Annotated in this window: 14 protein-coding genes; 5 read left to right on the plus strand and 9 right to left on the minus strand. The window is 73.6% G+C overall.

Annotation, left to right across the window (positions count from 1 at the left end):
* The first annotated feature begins 22 nt into the window (after positions 1–22).
* The gene (locus AB0H83_RS25820; RefSeq protein WP_360098696.1) at positions 23–2,230 is read left to right on the plus strand and encodes an AAA family ATPase; all 2,208 of its coding nucleotides are present in this window, start codon (positions 23–25) and stop codon (positions 2,228–2,230) included.
* Positions 2,231–2,269: 39 nt separating this feature from the next.
* Here the strand turns inward: AB0H83_RS25820 and AB0H83_RS25825 are convergent, their stop codons facing one another.
* Both AB0H83_RS25825 and AB0H83_RS25830 read right to left on the minus strand, forming a co-directional pair.
* Positions 2,270–2,662 (minus strand): DUF3263 domain-containing protein, encoded by a 393-nt coding sequence (locus AB0H83_RS25825; RefSeq protein WP_360098698.1) that lies wholly within the window; start codon positions 2,660–2,662, stop codon positions 2,270–2,272.
* A 74-nt stretch (positions 2,663–2,736) separates the two neighbouring features.
* Positions 2,737–3,522: a DeoR/GlpR family DNA-binding transcription regulator gene (locus AB0H83_RS25830; protein ID WP_360098700.1), complete on the minus strand. Its 786-nt coding sequence runs from the start codon at positions 3,520–3,522 to the stop codon at positions 2,737–2,739.
* 186 nt (positions 3,523–3,708) lie between these two features.
* On the opposite strand from AB0H83_RS25830, the gene AB0H83_RS25835 reads away from it, so the two are divergent.
* Both AB0H83_RS25835 and nagA read left to right on the plus strand, forming a co-directional pair.
* Positions 3,709–4,674, plus strand: coding sequence for an ROK family protein (locus AB0H83_RS25835; RefSeq protein WP_360098702.1), 966 nt, complete (start codon positions 3,709–3,711; stop codon positions 4,672–4,674).
* On the plus strand, positions 4,671–5,780 hold the full coding sequence (gene nagA / locus AB0H83_RS25840) for an N-acetylglucosamine-6-phosphate deacetylase (RefSeq protein ID WP_360098704.1): 1,110 nt from the start codon (positions 4,671–4,673) through the stop codon (positions 5,778–5,780). Before AB0H83_RS25835 ends, nagA begins: the two co-directional genes overlap by 4 nt.
* On the opposite strand, the gene AB0H83_RS25845 is transcribed toward nagA, so the two are convergent.
* The 3 genes from AB0H83_RS25845 to AB0H83_RS25855 form a co-directional block, all read right to left on the minus strand.
* On the minus strand, positions 5,777–6,520 hold the full coding sequence (locus AB0H83_RS25845; RefSeq protein WP_360098706.1) for a phosphatase PAP2 family protein: 744 nt from the start codon (positions 6,518–6,520) through the stop codon (positions 5,777–5,779). The genes nagA and AB0H83_RS25845 overlap by 4 nt on opposite strands.
* 46 nt (positions 6,521–6,566) lie before the next feature.
* The gene (locus tag AB0H83_RS25850) at positions 6,567–7,775 is read right to left on the minus strand and encodes a serine protease (protein WP_360098708.1); all 1,209 of its coding nucleotides are present in this window, start codon (positions 7,773–7,775) and stop codon (positions 6,567–6,569) included.
* Positions 7,776–7,884: 109 nt separating this feature from the next.
* Positions 7,885–9,705, minus strand: coding sequence for an NAD(P)-binding protein (locus AB0H83_RS25855; RefSeq protein WP_360098710.1), 1,821 nt, complete (start codon positions 9,703–9,705; stop codon positions 7,885–7,887).
* Between the two features lie 124 nt (positions 9,706–9,829).
* Here AB0H83_RS25855 and AB0H83_RS25860 point away from each other — a divergent pair, with 124 nt between their 5' ends.
* Positions 9,830–10,843, plus strand: coding sequence for a hypothetical protein (locus tag AB0H83_RS25860; protein WP_360098712.1), 1,014 nt, complete (start codon positions 9,830–9,832; stop codon positions 10,841–10,843).
* Between the two features lie 41 nt (positions 10,844–10,884).
* Here AB0H83_RS25860 and AB0H83_RS25865 read toward each other — a convergent pair whose 3' ends face one another.
* The gene (locus AB0H83_RS25865) at positions 10,885–11,448 is read right to left on the minus strand and encodes a DUF1684 domain-containing protein (RefSeq protein WP_360098714.1); all 564 of its coding nucleotides are present in this window, start codon (positions 11,446–11,448) and stop codon (positions 10,885–10,887) included.
* Between the two features lie 28 nt (positions 11,449–11,476).
* Positions 11,477–12,478 (minus strand): acyl-CoA desaturase, encoded by a 1,002-nt coding sequence (locus AB0H83_RS25870; protein ID WP_360098716.1) that lies wholly within the window; start codon positions 12,476–12,478, stop codon positions 11,477–11,479.
* A 100-nt stretch (positions 12,479–12,578) separates the two neighbouring features.
* Between AB0H83_RS25870 and AB0H83_RS25875 the strand changes: the two genes are divergently transcribed.
* Positions 12,579–13,532, plus strand: coding sequence for a lactonase family protein (locus tag AB0H83_RS25875; RefSeq protein ID WP_360098718.1), 954 nt, complete (start codon positions 12,579–12,581; stop codon positions 13,530–13,532).
* Between the two features lie 96 nt (positions 13,533–13,628).
* On the opposite strand, the gene AB0H83_RS25880 is transcribed toward AB0H83_RS25875, so the two are convergent.
* Positions 13,629–13,871 carry a hypothetical protein gene (locus tag AB0H83_RS25880; protein WP_360098720.1) on the minus strand — a complete coding sequence of 81 codons (243 nt, stop codon included), beginning with the start codon at positions 13,869–13,871 and terminating at the stop codon, positions 13,629–13,631.
* A gap of 33 nt (positions 13,872–13,904) precedes the next feature.
* Positions 13,905–14,075, minus strand: coding sequence for a hypothetical protein (locus AB0H83_RS25885; protein ID WP_360098722.1), 171 nt, complete (start codon positions 14,073–14,075; stop codon positions 13,905–13,907).
* Between the last annotated feature and the right edge of the window lie 154 nt (positions 14,076–14,229).

The following is a 14,229-nucleotide window of genomic DNA, read 5'->3' on the forward strand; positions in this document are numbered from 1 at the left end:
GGCCGGGAGATACGCTCGCTGCGTGGCCGCGACCTTGACGCTCACCGCCAGCCTGCGCCCGGCGGCGCTGGACGCCCGCCGCGGCGTGGTCCGGCTGCACCCGGAGGTGCTGGCCGCGCTGGGGCTGCGCACCGGGGACCCGATCGCGCTCACCGGCCGGCGCGAGTCGGCGGGGATCGCCGCGCCCGCCGAGGCCGGCGCCAGCCGCGCCCTGCTGTATGCCGACGATCTCCTGCTGGGCAACCTGGGCCTGCGCGACGGCGGCCAGGTCACGGTCGCGGCGGCGCCCCTGCGCGCGGCGGCGTCGGTGACCCTGACCGGGCCGGCGCAGATCGCCGCGGTCGTGTCGCCGGAGATGCTGCGGCTGGCCCTGCTCGGCAAGGTCGTCACCGTCGGGGACAACGTGTCGCTGCTGCCGCAGGACGTGTCGCTCACGTCGCTGGATCCCGGCGTGTTCGAGGCGGCCCGGCGCAGCCTGTCCAACACCGTCGGCTATGGGTGGACCAGCGCCCTGCTCACCGTCGCCGCCGCCGACCCGGGCCCGGGCGCGCTGGTCACGATGGACACCGCCGTCGGCTGGCGGCACGGCCACACCACCCACGCCCCGGGCAGCGTGCTCACCGCCCACGGCTCGCCGGACGGCCCGGCGCCGGTCGCCGCCGTGCAGCTCGAGGACCTCCCCGGCCTGCGCGCCCAGGTCGAGCAGCTGACCGAGCTGCTCGACCTCGGCTTCCACCACCGCGAGGTGCTCGCCAGGCTCGGCACGACGGTGTCGCTGGGCGTCCTGGTGACGGGCCCGGCCGGCTCCGGCAAGTCCGACCTCGTGCACGCCGTCGCCGGGAGCGTCAAGGCGCGGGTCGTGCCGCTGTGGGCGCCGGAGCTCGCGGCGCTCACCAACAACGACGCGGCCGGCCGGCTGCGCCAGGCGGCCGGCCAGGTGCGCGCCCCCGGGCCGGCGATCCTGCTGGTCGCCGACGTCGACGCGCTCGCCCCGCGCGACCAGCCGGGCCCGCTGTCGACCGTGTTCCGCCAGCTGATCGGCGAGCTGATCCGCGACGGCGCGGCGGTCGTGTGCACCACCAGCCGCCCCGAGTCCGTCGACCCCACGCTGCACTCCCCCGGCCTGCTCGCGCACGAGATCGCGGTCCCGCTGCCCGACGCCGCCCTGCGCCGCGAGCAGCTCACCGTCCTGACCCGCGGCATGCCGCTGGACGAGCACGTCCGGCTCGACGACGTGGCGGCCCGCACCCCCGGCTTCGTCGCCGCGGACCTCGCCGCGTTGTCCCGTGAGGCAGGTGTACGGGCAGCGCTGCGCCACCGTCGCGAAGGCGAGCCGCCGGTCGTCCTGATGGCCGACTTCGACGCCGCGCTGGAGGTCGTGCGCCCCACGTCGATGGCGGAGTCGTCGCTCGAGCTGGCCAAGGTCACCCTCGACGACGTCGGCGACATGGCCGAGGTCAAGCAGACGCTGACCGAGTCGGTGCTGTGGCCGCTGTCGTACCCCGACGCGTTCTCCCGCCTCGGCGTCGAGCCGCCGCGTGGCGTCCTGCTGTACGGCCCGCCCGGCTGCGGCAAGACCTTCCTGGTCAAGGCGATCGCCGGCACCGGCAAGGCCAACGTGCTGTCGGTCAAGGGCGCCGAGCTGCTGTCCAAATGGGTCGGTGAGAGCGAGCGCGCCGTGCGCGAGCTGTTCCGCCGCGCCCGGGAGGCCGCGCCCACGCTGGTCTTCCTCGACGAGGTCGACGCCCTCGCCCCGACCCGCGGCCAGTCGACCGACGGCGGCACCACCGACCGCGTCGTGGCCGCCCTGCTCACCGAGCTCGACGGCGTCGAGTCCCTGCGCAACGTCGTGGTCATCGGCGCCACCAACCGCCCCGACCTGGTCGACCCGGCGCTGCTGCGCCCCGGCCGCCTGGAGCGCCTCGTCTTCGTCCCGCCCCCGGACACCGACGCCCGCGCCGAGATCCTGCGCGCCGCCTCGAAGCCGGTCCCCCTCGCCGCCGACGTCGACCTGCCGTCGCTGGCCGCGTCCCTGGACGGCTTCTCCGCCGCGGACTGCGCCGCGCTGATCCGGGAGTCGGCCCTGGCCGCCATGCGGGAGTCCCTGGAGGCCACCGAGGTCACCGCCGCGCACGTGGCCCTGGCCCGCGAGCGGGTCCGCCCATCGCTGGACCCGGCCCAGGTGGCCTGGCTCGCCGCGTACGCCGAGCAGCAACAGGCCCGCGGCTGACCCCTCAGCGGTGCCGTGGAGCGGATCCACCCGCCCCGGTCAGCGGCGGCGGGAGCGGGAGGCGCGCAGGCGGCGCAGGCGCTGGACGACGACCGGCTCGTGCGCCAGGGCGAGGGGGTCGTCGAGCAGGGCGTTGAGCAGCTGGTAGTAGCGGGTCGCCGACAGGCTGAACGTGTCGTGGATCGCCTGCTCCTTGGAGCCGGCCCGGCGCCACCACTGCCGCTCGAAGTCCAGGATCCGCTTGCCGCGCTCGTCGAGTTCTGGCGGCTCCTCGGCCGCGGCGACGTCGAGCACGTCGTCCCCGGCGGCGTCCGAATCGGCGTCCAGATCGGCATCGAAATCGGCGTCGAGGTCGGTGTCCAGGAAGTCGTCGGCGTCGTGGGTCGACGGCTGCGCCGGGACACGAGCGGCGGCGAGGTCGTCGCGCTTCATCGTCGCTCCCAAAGGCTCCTAGGGTCGGCCCAGCCTACCGGCGTGCGCCGGTGATCGCCCGCACCCGCGACGGGCTACGCGGTCACGATCTTGACGCCGGCGGCGGTGAAGGCGGCCAGCGTCTCGGGGGTGGCGTTGAAGTCGGTGACCAGGGTGTCGATGCGGTCGATCGGGCAGATCCGGGCGAACGCGTGGCCGCCGAGCTTCGAGCTGTCGGCGATGATGACGACCCGGCGGGCGCGGGCGACCATGAGGCTGTTCATCGCCGCCTCGCCCTCGTGGTGGGCGGCCGCACCGAGGGTGACGTCGAGCGCGTCGACGCCGAGCAGGGCGATGTCGAGGGTGACGTCGCGCAGGATGTTGCCGCCGAGCGGGCCGACCAGCTCGAAGGACTGCGGGCGGACCACGCCGCCGGTCACGACGATCTTCATGCGGGAGCGCACGAGCAGCTCGTTGGCGATGTTGAGCGCGTTGGTGACCACGGTGAGCTGGGCGTCGTCGACGCCGCCGGTCAGCTCGGGGCGCACGGCGAGCGCGCGGGCGACCTCGGTGGTCGTCGTGCCGCCGTTGAGGGCGACGACCATCCCCGGGGAGACCAGCGCGGCCGCGGCGGCGCCGATGCGCTGCTTCTCGGGCGCGTGCTTCGCAGTCTTGTACCGCAGTGGCAGGTCGTAGGAGACGCCGTTGGCGACCGCCCCGCCACGGGTACGCGTGATCATCTGCTGCTGCGCGAGCTGGTCGAAGTCGCGGCGGATCGTGGCCTGCGAGACGTCGAGCCGCGCGGCCGCGTCCTCGACGCTGATCCGGCCGCTGTCGGTCAGGATCTCGAGGAGCGCGTTCCAGCGCGCATAGCGGTCCACGGGCCCCTCCCCTGCGCGTACGGTGCGAGATGTGTGCACAATAATGCGCGAAACTACGGGTAAACGCAAAGGCAACTGCTCGGACTAACCCGAGGGGTACGGTTGCCAGCCTGCCCGACAGTGCGCAATGATGCGCGAACCCGCCGAGTTTCATGCCACATCGATCAGCCCGAGGACGAGCCACGCATGACGCAGACCGTGATAGCCCTCGATGTTGGGGGGACCGGGATCAAGTGCGCGCTGGTCGGCGCCGAAGGCGACGCGCGGCACCGGGTCCTGCACGCCGAGCGGCACGCCACCGGCCGCGAGCGCGGACCCGAGGCGGTCATCGCGACGATCCTGGACATCGCCGAGGGCCTCGCCGCCACGTCGCGGGAGAAGGGCCTCGACCCGCGGGCCGCCGGTCTGGTCGTGCCGGGCGTGATCGACGAGCGTAACGGCGTCGCCGTCTGGGCCGCGAACGTCGGCTTCCGCGACGTACCGCTGAAGGCCCTGCTGGAGGAGCGCCTCGGGCTGCCCGCGGCCCTCGGTCACGACGTGCGCGCCGGCGGGCTCGCCGAGGCGCGCCTGGGCGCCGGGCGCGGCCACTCGTATGTGCTGGTCATCCCCATCGGCACCGGCATCGCCGCGGCCAACGTGGTCAACGGGCAGGTCTACACCGGCGCGCACGGCGCGGCCGGCGAGATCGGCCACATCGTCGTGCGCCCGGGCGGGCCCGAGTGCGGCTGCGGCCAGCGCGGCTGCCTGGAGTCGATCGCCTCCGCGTCGGCGGTCGGCCGCCGGTACGGCGAGCTCGCCGGCCGCACCGCCACCGCCGAGGACGTCGCCCGCCTGGCCGCCGAGGGCGAGCCGGCCGCGGTCGCGGTGTGGCAGGAGACCATCGACGCCCTGGCCGACGGCCTGATGACCGGGATCGCGCTGTTCGACCCCGCGATCATCGTCCTCGGCGGCGGCCTCGCCGAGGCGGGCGAGGCATTGCTGGCCCCGTTGCGGGAAGGGGTCCACGCGCGCGTGACGTTCCACCGCGAGCCGACCATCACCCGCGCCGCGCTCGGCGACGAGGCCGGCTGCCTCGGCGCCGCCCTGCTCGCACTGGACAGCCTGGCCAGCAACAGCGCAGACAGCTCAGACAGCTCAGGAGGAACGCGATGACGGTGGTGTCCAGCGTACGGGTGATCGCGGGCGACCGCGTGATCGACAACGGCTTCGTCCGGGTCGAGGGTGGCCGGATCGCCGAGGTCGGTCAGGCCCCGTCAGGCAGCGCCGGCGACGCGACCGTCGTACCCGGGTTCGTCGACATCCACGTCCACGGCGGTGGCGGCGCCACCTTCACGACCGGCGACCCCGACGCCGCCCGCACCGCGGCCGCGTACCACCTGGGCCACGGCACCACGACCCTGCTGGCCAGCCTCGTCACCTCGCCGCCGGACCTGATGCTGGACGCGACCAAGGCGTTCGCCCCGCTGGTGGCCGAGGGCGTGCTGGCCGGCGTGCACTTCGAGGGCCCGTACCTGTCGCAGGCCCGCTGCGGCGCGCAGAACCCGGCGTACCTGCGCGACCCGTCCCTCGACGAGCTCACCGCGCTCATCGACGCCGGCGAGGGCGCGGTGCGCATGGTCACCGTCGCGCCCGAGCTGCCCGGTGCCCTCGACGCGATCAAGCTGCTCGTCTCCCGCGGCGTCGTGGCCGCCATCGGCCACACCGACGCCACCTGGGAGGAGACCCTCGCGGGCGTCGAGGCCGGCGCGACGGTCGGCACCCACGTCTTCAACGGCATGCGCCCGCCGCACCACCGCCAGCCCGGCCCGGTCTTCGCCCTGCTCGGCGCCGCCCCGGTCACCTGCGAGTTCGTCGCCGACGGCGTGCACCTGCACGACGGCACCCTCGCCTTCGCCGTCTCGGTCACGGGGTCCGGCCGCGCCGCCCTCATCACCGACGCGATGGCCGCGGCCGGCATGCCCGACGGCGAATACGACCTCGGCGGCCAGGGCGTCGCCGTGGCCGGCGGCGTGGCCCGCCTGACCCGCGACGGCTCGATCGCCGGCAGCACCCTCACCATGGACGCCGCCTTCCGCCGCGCCGCCGGCGCCGGGCTGTCCCTGGTGGACGCCTCCCGGATGGCCTCGGCCACCCCCGCCGCCGCGATCGGCCTCGGCGACGAGCTGGGCACGCTGCGCCCCGGCCTGCGCGCCGACCTCGTCCTGCTCGACGACGCCCTGCGGGTCACCCGCGTCATGCGCGCGGGCACCTGGCTCTAACCCGCCCGGCTCGACCTCGGCGACTCCGCCTGCTCAGAGCCGGGTGGAGTCGCCACCGCCGGACCGATCGGGCCGGACCAGCCGCGGGTGGTGAACCAGGCGGGCAGCGGGATCCTGTCCCAGGGGACCCGCTGCAGGATGCGGTCCAGCACGATGCCGAGGCAGATGGCGGCGATGCCGTCGGTGACCCAGTGGAAGCTCAGGTACGTCGTGGTGAAGAGCACGACGGCCGGGGCGCCGTAGCGGACGGCGCGCAGGTGGCCGGGGCGCAGCAGGCCGCCGAGGAGGATGGCGAGCACCCCGTACCAGACGATCGCGTTGACCACGTGGCCCGACGGGTACGACATGCCGGTCGGGACGTGGAACAGGTACTCGGGATGGGTGACCTTGTGGTCGCTGGCCGCGGTGCGGTCGGTCCAGATCTTCAGCGGGCCGATCGTCAGGTACGTGATGACGAATCCGCCGATGACCGGCAGCGCCGGGCGCACGGAGTGGGTGCGCCAGCCGACGAACGCCGCGGTCAGCACGGCGAGTGGGGTCAGCACCTGGCCGCCCTGGCCGAGGTAGTTGAACCCGCGGGCGGTCCAGTACGCCCAGGTCGGGCGGTGCGCGTCGACGAAGTCGCGGACGGCGAGGTCGACCGACAGCAGCGGGGTGCGCAGGGCCAGGGCGAGCGTGACCGCCGCGAAGAGTGCCAGGAGGACCAGGTCGAACCACAGGGCCGGGCGCACGTTCCGCATGTCGGAAAACGCTACCCGACCCTGCGAAAGGGCCTGCACAGGAGCGTTACACCAGGCCCCTGATGTCGGCCGCGATGTGGTCCATGCGGACGCCGGAGTTGGGGCAGCCGCCGAAGTGGTGCAGGGCGATGACCTTGTTGGTACGCCGGGAGATGACGGGCGAGCCGGAGGAGCCGCCGTCGGTGTCGCAGTAGTACGACATGTCGGTGTCGATGTCGTAGCCGTCGTAGGCCGGGTTCGCCACGGCGCAGTTGCCGCTGCGCTCGCTGGTGTCGTGCGTGCTGATGACGGTCGGCATGCCGCGCGGGTGCTGCGGGATGTAGAGCTCCTCGCCGCGGACCGGGGCGCGGTCGTCCAGCTGCAGGTAGCCGAATCGGGTGATCGCGTCGAAGTTGCGGACCGTGAACAGGGTGTAGTCGAGCACGCCGTCGGTGGCGATGACCTGGTCGGCCATGACCTTCACCGGGCGCAGGGTCGGGCCGCCGCCGCACTGGGCGCACTCGAAGTTGAACCAGACCTCGGTGTTGCGCGCCTCGCGGGTGGTGGTGAAGCAGTGCGCGTTGGTCATCATGCGGTTGTTCGGGCCGAGCCGCCACGCGGTGCACAGCTCGACGCCGTTGATGAGGATGCGCGCGACGGGCCTGGCGTTGGCGTACGCGACGGGATCGGCCGACTTGTAGCAGGCGGCGTCCCGCTTCTCGTCGTGGCCGCAGATGCTCTCCTCGTGCCGCTGCGCCGCGGCGGCGGCCTTGCGCCTGGCCTCGGCCTCGGCGCGCTCGGCGGGCGTCTGGCCGCGGGCGACCCGGTCGACGGTGACGCCGAGGCCGGCGAGCTTCGAGCGGATGCCCAGCCGGTCGGTCCGGGCACGTTCCACGGTGACCGTGGCCGACTCGCCGGAGACCGACATCGTCCAGTTGTCCGCGTGCTGCAGCTGCGCGGCGGTGTACCGGTGGACCTCGCCGCCGCTCGCGTCGGACACCTTGACTGTGTCGCCGGGGTCGAGCTGGAGCCGGGAGAAGTGGACCTTCACGTAGTCGGCGCCGGGGTAGCGGAACGTCGTGGCGCGGTCGAGGGCGCCGCCGGTGACGGCCTCCAGGATCCCCGACGGCTCGGGGGCCGGGTCGGCGTGCGCGGGCGCCGCGAACGCCGACGCCGGCGGTCGTGCGGGCACGAATGACGTCGCCGCGGCGACCCCTGCCCCGGCGAGCGCGACGGCGGCGCACACCCCGGTCGCCAGCAAAGCGTATGAGCGCATGAGCGCATTCCTCCCGATGGTCCACACGAAGGGACCGCCCGGACTGTTAGGGGTAAATCGGGCGATCCGCCTCATTCAACGACGGATCCCGGGCGGAGGAGGCGGGAACTCAGGGAGTTGGGTCGACCGTGCCGCCGGTCTGGGCCAAAAGGTTGCCCAGACCCGGCCGGGTCGCCACCACGATGAGCAGGTCGCCCTCGCACAGCACGTAGCTGGCCGGCGGGCCCCAGACGGTCTGCCGACCGCCCTCGGTGGTGATCGCGAGCACCCGGACCTCGCCGACGTCCTGCGCCGTGCCGACCTGGCCGCCGTCGAGGTCGGAGCCGGCCACGACGGGCACCTCGGCGAGCAACAGCACCTTCCGGTCGACCGGGATCGTGCCGATCACCTCGCGCTCCAGCAGCGCCGCGGCGAACGCGGGCGCGGCGAGGAAGGACACGCTGCGCGACGCGGTGATGCCGAACGCCCGCTGGACCCGGTCGGCGAACGCGCCGTCGAAGAGCCGCAGCACGACCCGCAGGTCGGGCTTGAGCTCGCGCCCCTCCAGGGCCGCCTCCAGGTTGGCCTGGTCGTCGGTGGAGGCCACGACCAGCGCCCGGCTGGTGCTCACCGACGCGGCCCGCAGCGTGGCGATCCGGCTGGCGTCGCCGACGATGAACGGCACGCCCCGGTCCCGGGCGGACTGGGCGCCGCGGGCGTTCTCGTTGCGGTCGATGACGACGACCGGCACGCCCAGGTCGACGAACGCGTGCATGACCCGGGTGCCGACGTTGCCGAGGCCGACCAGCACCACGTGGTCCGACAGCGGCTCGCGCAGCCGGCCGAGCGCGATGTTCAGCTTGGCGTTGACGACCGCCTCGACGACGGCGGCGGTGACGACCGGGATCAGCGCGATGCTGACCAGGCTGAGCAGGACCGTGACCACCTTCTCCGGCCAGCGCGCCTCCAGGTCGGGCTCGGCGCCGACCAGCTCGGACAGCAGCGTCACGTACGCGGCGTCCCACCAGGACGTCTGCTTGTAGTGCGCGATGATGGCGGTGCCGACCGCGAGCAGGCCGAGCATGATCATCGCGGTGGTCCAGAGCCGGCGGCCGACGAGCCCGCGGTACGCCCGCCACGGGTTGCGCAGCCAGCGCCAGCGCCGCCGGCGGCGCACCGGCGCGTTGTCCGGGCCGTCCTCGCGGGCCACGACGGTGCTGACCGGCTCGCCGGTCGCGACGGCCAGGACGAGGTCGGCGGCGGACTGGTCGGCCGGCAGCAGCACCGGCTCGCCGTCGCCGGCGGTCACCGCCAGGCCGCAGATCACGTCCTCGGCGCGCACCTCGGAGCGCCGGGCCACGAAGAGGGTGCGGCGCGCGACGCGGACGTGCACCGGGGCGACCTCGCCGAGCGCCTCCGACACGAACGCGGGCGCCGCCATCTGCGCGTCGGACAGCACGCGGGCATCGGCGAAGTTGCGCCGGACGCTCTGCCCGAGCCGCAGGTTGAACATCCGGATGACCAGCCGCAGCCGGGGGTTGACCTCCTGGGCCTGCAGCGCCGCGTCGAGGTTGCCGATGTCGTCCTGCCTGACCAGCGCGAGTGCGTCGGCGTCGGCGAGGCCGGCCAGCTCGAACACGTCCCGGTCGGCGTGGGCGGCCTCGACGACCCGGCCACCGCGGTCGCGCAGCAGGCGGGCGATGTCGGGCCCGTACCGGCGCTCGACGCTGGGCAGGATCGCGGTGACGTGCACCGCGTACTGGTGGATCAGCTCCTCGATCAGGCGATACGCGAGAGGGTCGTCGCCCATGACGACGATGCGTTTCGTGGCGGCCAGGCGGGGCGGCCGGTGGGAGTCGCCGGCGGGCTCCAGCGACCACGGACGGGTGATTGCCTGAGCGCGGGGAAGGCCGCTGCGGAGCCGGCGCATCAACCAGGATTCGGACTCCACGGCACGATCCTAACGATGATCGCCAACCTCCGATGCCCCGGTCGATCGGCAACTGCTGCGTCACTTTGTCCGGGTTGGTCGTTGAACAGCCGATCGGATTTGTCGACCAGATTGGTTTACGAGGATGAACACGTGGTTTCGCCGGGCGGTCGGTACCGTCGGTGTGGCCGGCGGCATTTTGCTGCTCGGTGCCGGTGCCGCACATGCCGATGACGCCCTGGTGCCCGGCCAGCTGGACGATCTCTTCTCACCCGCCGGGGGTCCCAACAACCAGTCGCTGCAGCTCGAGGCGCACGGCTCGGGCATCGACATGAGTGCGGCCGGCAGCTCGCAGGCGGGCGGCCGGCAGCTGCCCGACGTGCTGAGCCTCCTGCCGACCGAGATGCTGGGCCTGCCCCGCACGACGTCCAGCAAGGTCTCCAACGTCTCCGCGGTGCCGGGCAGGACCCTGCCGGCCGAGGACTCCGTCGCGGCGCTGCCGCTGGTCGGCTCGCTGCAGCAGTTCGGCCTCCCGGTCGCGGCGGGTGACACGCTGCGCGGCACGTCGATCGCCGACACCCGCACCGCGTTCCCCAATGTCGGCTCCGAGGCGACGGGCCTGCCGCTGGGCAACACCGCCGGCGGCGGCCTGCCGCTGGTCGGCGGCCTCGGCGGCGGCACGGGCGCGCTGCCGCTGGTCGGCGGCCTGCCGGTGCAGGGCACGCTCAAGCCCGTCGACGACCTCGCCATCCCGGTCGGTGGCGGCCGGCGCTCCGGCGGCCAGCAGGTCCAGCGCGTCCAGGGCGCCGAGGCGGGCACCGGCCTGCCGCTGGTCGGCGACGTGCCGCTCGGCGGCAGCGACGTGCTGAAGAACGATTCGGTCACCGGCATCCCGGTGATCGGTGGCGTCGGCCCGACCCCCGGCGTCAGCACCACCGCGGTCGCGAACCGCCTCGTGCCGACGACCGGCGCGCTGCCCCAGGCGGCGAGCCAGCTGCCCCTGGTCACCGAGAAGACGTACGCGCCGCGGCACGCCGACACCTACCGCCCGCGGCACTCCGCCGAGGAGGCCCTGCCGGTCGTCGGCGGGCTGCCGCTGCTCAACGGCATCGCGGGCGGCAACCTCCCACTCGTCGGCGGGCTGCTCGGCGGCCGCTGACGCACCACCACAAGGGCCGGCTCCCGCACGGGGGCCGGCCTTTAGTGGTAGGTGCGCTCGCCGGCCCTGATCTCGGCGTCGAGGCGGTTCTCGTACGGCGCGAGCGGGCACTGATAGAGATCGCTATATGCGCACGACGGGTTGTACGCGTAGTTGAAGTCCAGCCGCACCCGGCCGTCCGGCTCCAGCGCGACGCCGCGGCCGTGGGTGCCCTTGACGGTGTCGGTGAGGTAGCGGCCCGCGCCGTAGGACTCCTTGCCGCAGGTGGCGTCCCGGAACGGCAGGAACAGCCCGCCGCCGTACGCCGCCAGCCAGAACAGCGTCAGCCGCCCCCACGGCGTCGGCAGCACCCCGACGCGCTCGTAGCGCAGCACCCCGTCCTCGCCGCCGGTCGCGATCTCGATCGAACCGCCGGCGGGCTCCATCGGCACCACCACGGCGAACGCCGGGTCGGCCGGGAAGTACCGCAGCGGCCCGGGCGCCGCGGACTGCGGGTGGGTCGCGAACAGCTCGTCGCGCAACGCCCGGAACCCGGCGATGTCCACATCGGACAGGTACATGGCGGCGACCCGGGCCCGGAAGTCGGCGAGCGACAGTGCGTCCACGCCCCGACGCTACCGGAGCCCGAGCCGGTCAGCCGCGCAGCGGCGCCCCGGCGGCGTGCAGGTGGCGCAGCGCCTGGGCGTAGGAGTCCACGAACGTCGCGGACAGGTAGGGCACCCCGATCTGCTCGCAGTACCGCTGCACGATCGGCTGGGCCTTGCGCAGGTTCGGGGTCGGCATGTTGGGGAACAGGTGGTGCTCGATCTGGTAGTTCAGGCCGCCGAGCAGCACGTCGACCCAGACCCCGCCGCGCACGTTGCGGGAGGTCAGCACCTGCTTGCGCAGGAAGTCCAGCTCGTCGTCGCCGGTAAGAGTGGGCATGCCCTTGTGGTTCGGCGCGAACGTCATGCCCAGGTACAGGCCGAACAGCCCCTGGTGCACGGCGATGAAGGCGACCGCCACGCCCGGCGGGAGCAGCGCGAAGACGGCGACCAGGTACGCGACGAAGTGGCAGTACAGCAGGAAGCCCTCGACCTTCGAGCGCTTGATCCTGCCGATCGCGCGGGCGCTGGACACGTGCAGGTTGAACCCCTCCAGCAGCAGCAGCGGGAAGAACAGCACCGCCTGCCAGCCGCCGACGAGCCGGGCCAGGCCCTTCGCCTCGCGCGCCTGCCGGGTCGACCAGACCAGGATGTCCGGCGCCACGTCCGGGTCGTGCTCCTCGTGGTTGGGGTTGGCGTGGTGGCGGGTGTGCTTGTTCATCCACCAGCCGTAGCTCATGCCGATGCCGAGGTTGCCCAGCAGCAGGCCGGAGATCTCCGCGGCGCGCCGGCCGCGGAACACCTGCTTGTGCGCCAGGTCGTGGGCGACGAGCGCCACCTGGGCGTAGGCGACGGCGAGCACCGCCGCGACCAGCAGCGCCCACCAGGACGAGCCGGTGAGGGCGAGCGCGGCCCACCCGCCGGCGTACAGGGCACCCACCAGGGTGAACCGCAGGGCGTAATACCCGGGCCGGCGGTCGAGGAGACCGGCCGCCCGGATGTGCTTGGACAGCGTCGTGAAGTCGGAGGTGCGGTCGGCCAGGAGCGTCATGGGTCCAGCCTCGCGGCCCGCCGACCGGTGATCGAGCCGGGCAACCCCGCTGTTTGTGGTGGTGCTGGCCCTACCATCGGGGACCGTTAGGGTGGGTAGGGTGCCAGTGCTCATCGGCTCCTACGCCGACCAGATCTCGATCTTCGACGATGACTTCAAGCCTGCGGGCGCGCCGATCCGGACGCCATCGCCGTCGTTCCTCGCCGCGGGCCCGACGGGCGTGATCTACGCGGTGGCCGAGCTGGACGAGGGCCGCGTCGCCGCGTTCCGCCTCGACGGCACCCCGCTGGGCTCGCTGCCGACGGGGGGTGCCTCCCCGTGCCACCTCGCGGTCACCGACGGGTTCGTCCTGTCCGCCAACTACCAGGGCGGCAGCGTGTCCGTGTTCGCCGTCGACGCCGGCGGCGCCCTGACCACCCGCACCGACCTCGCCCAGCACACCGGCAGCAGCGTCCATCCCGACCGGCAGACGGCGCCGCACGCGCACCAGGTGACCGTCCGCGGCGATCTGGTGTACGTGGTGGACCTCGGCCTGGACGAGATCGTCCACTACCGGCTGGCGGCCGGCGGGACCCTGCACCGGCAGCGCGTCACGTCCACGACCCCGCCGGGCAGCGGCCCGCGGCACCTCGTGCTGCACCCCGACGGCCGCGTGTTCGTCGCCAACGAGCTGGCCTCGACCGTGGCCACCTACAGCCCCGGCTTCGACGTGCTGGACGTGCGGGCGTCGGCGCTGGTCCCGCCCGCGGGCGACAACCTGCCCAGCGAGCTGCTCCTCTCGCCCGACGGCACCCGGCTGTACGTCGCGAACCGGGGCAACGACACCATCACCACGTTCGCGGTGACCGGGGAGGGCCTGTCCCCGCTGGACGAGGTCTCCACCGGCGGCACCTGGCCCCGGCACTTCATCCTGATCGACGGCGCGCTCGTGGTGGCCAACCAGCACTCCGACACCGTCACGCTGCTGGAGCTGGACCCGCAGACCGGCGTGCCGCAGCCCGGCCGGGTCGTGCTGGAGCACCCGTCACCGAGCGCGGTCCTGCACCTGCCGTAGCCGGGGAGGTCCGCACCGTCGAGGTCGGGCCTCATGCGTCAGCGGGCAGCGCCGGAGCCGGTGCTGCCCGAGCCGCCGCTGCCCGAGCCGCGCCCGTCAGGCGCTCTCGTCGCGGACCACCATCGGCGGCACGTTGAACTCCATCGTGTCGAGGGCGGCCCGCAGTCGTGGCAGGTCGCTCTCGGCCAACTGGAACGACGCGCGACAGATCTTGTCCACCCACAGCGACACGACCACGGTGCCGCGCATCGGGTGACAGGTCACCCGCATGGTGCGGTCGTCGCCCCGCACGTCTTCGAACACGTCGCCCGATTTGGGCAGCGCCACAAGCTCACCCATGCAGTCCATGCTGCGGTACTGAACGCTCGTTCTTCAACCCTCCGGACCCTCGATCCCCCGGGCCCTCATCCGCCAGGCCACCCGCCACCGGTCACCGGGGACCGGGGACCGGGGACGGCGGAGGGCCAGGCCGGCGACCGCCGCCAGCAGCGACGCGACGCACAGCGAGACGTCGATGACCGCGGACCGGCCTGACCCGGACACGGCTCTTCCCCGGGGCGGCTCACGCGGCTAGTTTGTTAGGTAACGCAACGAACTACGCACGGACCGGTTGGCTCCTCGGCGGGAGACGACCGGTCCCGTCCGCTCAGCGTCTTCGGCGAGCCGCTGCGCGCAGCGTCCTGTGTCCACCCCGCAC

It is taken from the genome of Dactylosporangium sp. NPDC050688, from assembly GCF_040654515.1.
Lineage (GTDB): Bacteria > Actinomycetota > Actinomycetes > Mycobacteriales > Micromonosporaceae > Dactylosporangium.

Bases quoted from the DNA above. Each gene is read 5' to 3' on its own strand.
- AB0H83_RS25825 (WP_360098698.1), bottom strand. From the start codon at position 2,662: ATGAAGCGCGACGACCTCGCCGCCGCTCGTGTCCCGGCGCAGCCGTCG.
- AB0H83_RS25835 (WP_360098702.1), top strand. From the start codon at position 3,709: ATGACGCAGACCGTGATAGCCCTCGATGTTGGGGGGACCGGGATCAAG.
- nagA (WP_360098704.1), top strand. From the start codon at position 4,671: ATGACGGTGGTGTCCAGCGTACGGGTGATCGCGGGCGACCGCGTGATC.
- AB0H83_RS25845 (WP_360098706.1), bottom strand. From the start codon at position 6,520: ATGCGGAACGTGCGCCCGGCCCTGTGGTTCGACCTGGTCCTCCTGGCA.
- AB0H83_RS25850 (WP_360098708.1), bottom strand. From the start codon at position 7,775: ATGCGCTCATACGCTTTGCTGGCGACCGGGGTGTGCGCCGCCGTCGCG.
- AB0H83_RS25860 (WP_360098712.1), top strand. From the start codon at position 9,830: ATGAACACGTGGTTTCGCCGGGCGGTCGGTACCGTCGGTGTGGCCGGC.
- AB0H83_RS25870 (WP_360098716.1), bottom strand. From the start codon at position 12,478: ATGACGCTCCTGGCCGACCGCACCTCCGACTTCACGACGCTGTCCAAG.
- AB0H83_RS25880 (WP_360098720.1), bottom strand. From the start codon at position 13,871: ATGGGTGAGCTTGTGGCGCTGCCCAAATCGGGCGACGTGTTCGAAGAC.